General features: G+C 69.7%; 3 protein-coding genes. 1 reads left to right on the top strand and 2 read right to left on the bottom strand.

The window, feature by feature from the left end; translation table 11 throughout:
- The coding region (locus tag QH290_RS10410; RefSeq protein WP_280382694.1) for a helix-turn-helix domain-containing protein at positions 1-216 on the bottom strand (216 nt) is incomplete at its 3' end.
- Entirely contained in the window at positions 203-1,069 is an 867-nt protein-coding gene (locus tag QH290_RS10405) for an alpha/beta fold hydrolase (protein ID WP_280382693.1), read from the bottom strand. The genes QH290_RS10405 and QH290_RS10410, both read right to left, overlap by 14 nt.
- 193 nt (positions 1,070-1,262) lie before the next feature.
- Between QH290_RS10405 and purM the strand changes: the two genes are divergently transcribed.
- Positions 1,263-2,363, top strand: a complete 1,101-nt coding sequence (gene purM, locus QH290_RS10400) for a phosphoribosylformylglycinamidine cyclo-ligase (protein ID WP_280382692.1) — start codon at positions 1,263-1,265, stop codon at positions 2,361-2,363.
- The last annotated feature ends 220 nt before the right edge of the window (positions 2,364-2,583 follow it).

Genomic DNA, 2,583 nt, shown 5'->3' with positions numbered 1-2,583 from the left:
GGTAGCGTCGGCCTCCACCAGCTCCAGCACCGCCAGGAACAGGCCGCGCTTGTCGCCGTAGTGGTGGTGCAGCGCGCCGCGGGTGACCCCGGCGGCGGACACGATCTCCTCGGCGGAGACATTCGCGTAGCCGCGCTCGGCTAACAGCCGTCGACCGGCGTCCTCGAGCGCGGCCCTGGTGGTACGCGAACGGTCCTCCTGGCTACGGCGTGGCATGCAGCCGAGTGAACTCCAGTATCAACTCGGTGAGCAACTCCGGCCGGTCCTCGGCGCTGAAGGTGTAGGAATCATCGATCAGCCGCAGCGTGGCATCGGGCAGATCCCGGGCCAGCCGCTCGGCGAACGACACCTTGAACACCCTGTCCTCAGGCGCCCAGGCCAGCAGCACCGGCAGGTCGAGCGTGTGGAACCGCTCGGCGGCCGCGAGCGTGTAGCGCTTGTGGATGCCGCGCACGAACCGGTACAGATCCGCCCGGATGGCCGCGGACCGCCGGCTCGGCAACAGATAGGAGTCGGCGAACTCCGGAGGCACCGGCCGCTTGGTCACCAGGCCGAAGGCGATGGGCAGTCGCTGCGCGGGCCGCCACCGCATCAGCTCCAGCAGGCTCCGGAAGGTGCCGGGGACGGCGGCCAGCCGGGGCAGCGCCGTGAACGGTTGCGGCAGGAACTTGTCGTAGGCATCGCAATTGGTGAGCACCACGCGGCCGATGCGCGACCGGTCGCGGGTCAGCAGGATCTGGGTGATCGCGCCGCCGGTGTCGTTGGCCACCAGCGTCACGTCCTCGAGATCGAGCCGCTCCAGGAAGGCCGCGATCAGATCGGCGGCGCCCGTCGGGGACAGATCGGCCTCGGGCACCGGAATCGAATGCGCCCCGAAGGGCAGGTCGGGGGCGAGGCACCGGTGACCGGCCGCCGCGACGCCGGGCACGACATTGCGCCACAGATCCGCGTTGACCAGCAACCCGTGCGCGAAGACGACCGGAGCGCCGGAACCGGTGTCGTGATAGCGGATCCGCCCGCCCGGCAGGTCCACCTCGCGGATCGGGCCGAGTGTGCTGCTGATTCCCATGGGGTGCCTCCCGGGTCGGTGCTGTCGAAGTGCCCACAGATTTACATACATACAGTTTGTATGTCAACGATCGGCCGTCGAAATTGCCCGGATTGTCAAGCGGTCAAGCCAATACCGGTGCAGTCTCGTTATCCGGTTCCGGTAGCGTGAGCAGGCATCTATCCGCCGATTCGGTTTGGAGCTTTCCCCGAAAATGACTGAGCAGACCCCGACTGGTGCCGGTGTGGACGGCCGTGACGCCGGTGCTTCGTACGCCGCGGCCGGTGTGGACATCGAGGCCGGTGACCGCGCGGTCGAGCTGTACGCGCCGCTGGCCAAGAAGGCGACCAGGCCAGAGGTACAGGGTGGACTCGGCGGCTTCGCCGGGCTGTTCGCGCTCAAGGGCGACTACCGCGAACCACTGCTCGCGTCCTCCACCGACGGGGTCGGCACCAAGATCGCGATCGCGCAGGCGATGGACAAGCACGACACCGTCGGGCTCGACCTGGTCGCCATGGTCGTCGACGATCTGGTGGTCTGCGGGGCCGAACCGCTGTTCCTGCAGGACTACATCGCGGTCGGCAAGGTCGTGCCGGAACGGATGGCGCAGATCGTGTCCGGGATCGCGGAGGGATGCGTGAAGGCGGGCTGCGCGCTGCTGGGCGGCGAGACGGCCGAACACCCGGGCCTGATGGGCGCCGACGACTACGACATCTCCGCCACCGGCGTCGGCGTGGTCGAGGCCGACGCCGTGCTCGGGCCGGACCGGGTGCGCCCGGGCGACGTGGTGATCGCGATGGGCTCCTCCGGCCTGCACTCCAACGGCTACAGCCTCGCCCGCCACGTCCTGCTGGAGATCGACCGGATGTCACTGTCCGGGCAGGTCGAGGAGTTCGGCCGCACCCTCGGCGAGGAGTTGCTCGAACCCACCCGGATCTACGCCAAGGACTGCCTGGCCCTGGTCGCCGAGACCGACGTGCGCACCTTCGCGCACATCACCGGCGGCGGGCTCGCCAGCAACCTCGCCAGGGTGCTGCCCGCCGGGCTCGTCGCCGAAATCGACCGCGGCACCTGGAATCCCGCGCCCGTGTTCAAGATGATCGCCCAGCGCGGCCGCGTCGAGCGCGTCGAGATGGAGAAGACGTTCAACATGGGCGTCGGCATGGTCGCCGTCGTCGCACCGGAGGATGCCGAACGCGCCCTGGCCGTCCTCACCGCCCGCCACATCGAGTGCTGGACGCTGGGAACGGTGAAGAAGGCCAAGGAGAGCGGCGCCGCGCGGGTATCGCTGGTGGGCGAGCATCCCCGGTTCTGACGGGCGATCGTCCCGGGCTCGGTGGCCGAGCCCGGCGCCGAACGACGACCCCCCCGCTCCGGCGGGAAACGACAAACCCGCGTCCCCCCCCGCAGGAACGGGGCATCCGGCGTAAAGCGCGCCACCGCGCGCGGGGCGTGACCAGAAGAGACACGAACGAGGCGCGAAGACGCCGGCGACCCGGCCCAGAAACCGATGCGCCGGGAGCCACAGGGGCGGG

This window comes from Nocardia wallacei (genome assembly GCF_029869545.1).
Taxonomy (GTDB): Bacteria; Actinomycetota; Actinomycetes; order Mycobacteriales; family Mycobacteriaceae; genus Nocardia; species Nocardia wallacei_A.
The sequence above is the reverse complement of the archived record's forward strand: the minus strand, read 5'-3'. Positions and strand labels throughout refer to the sequence as shown.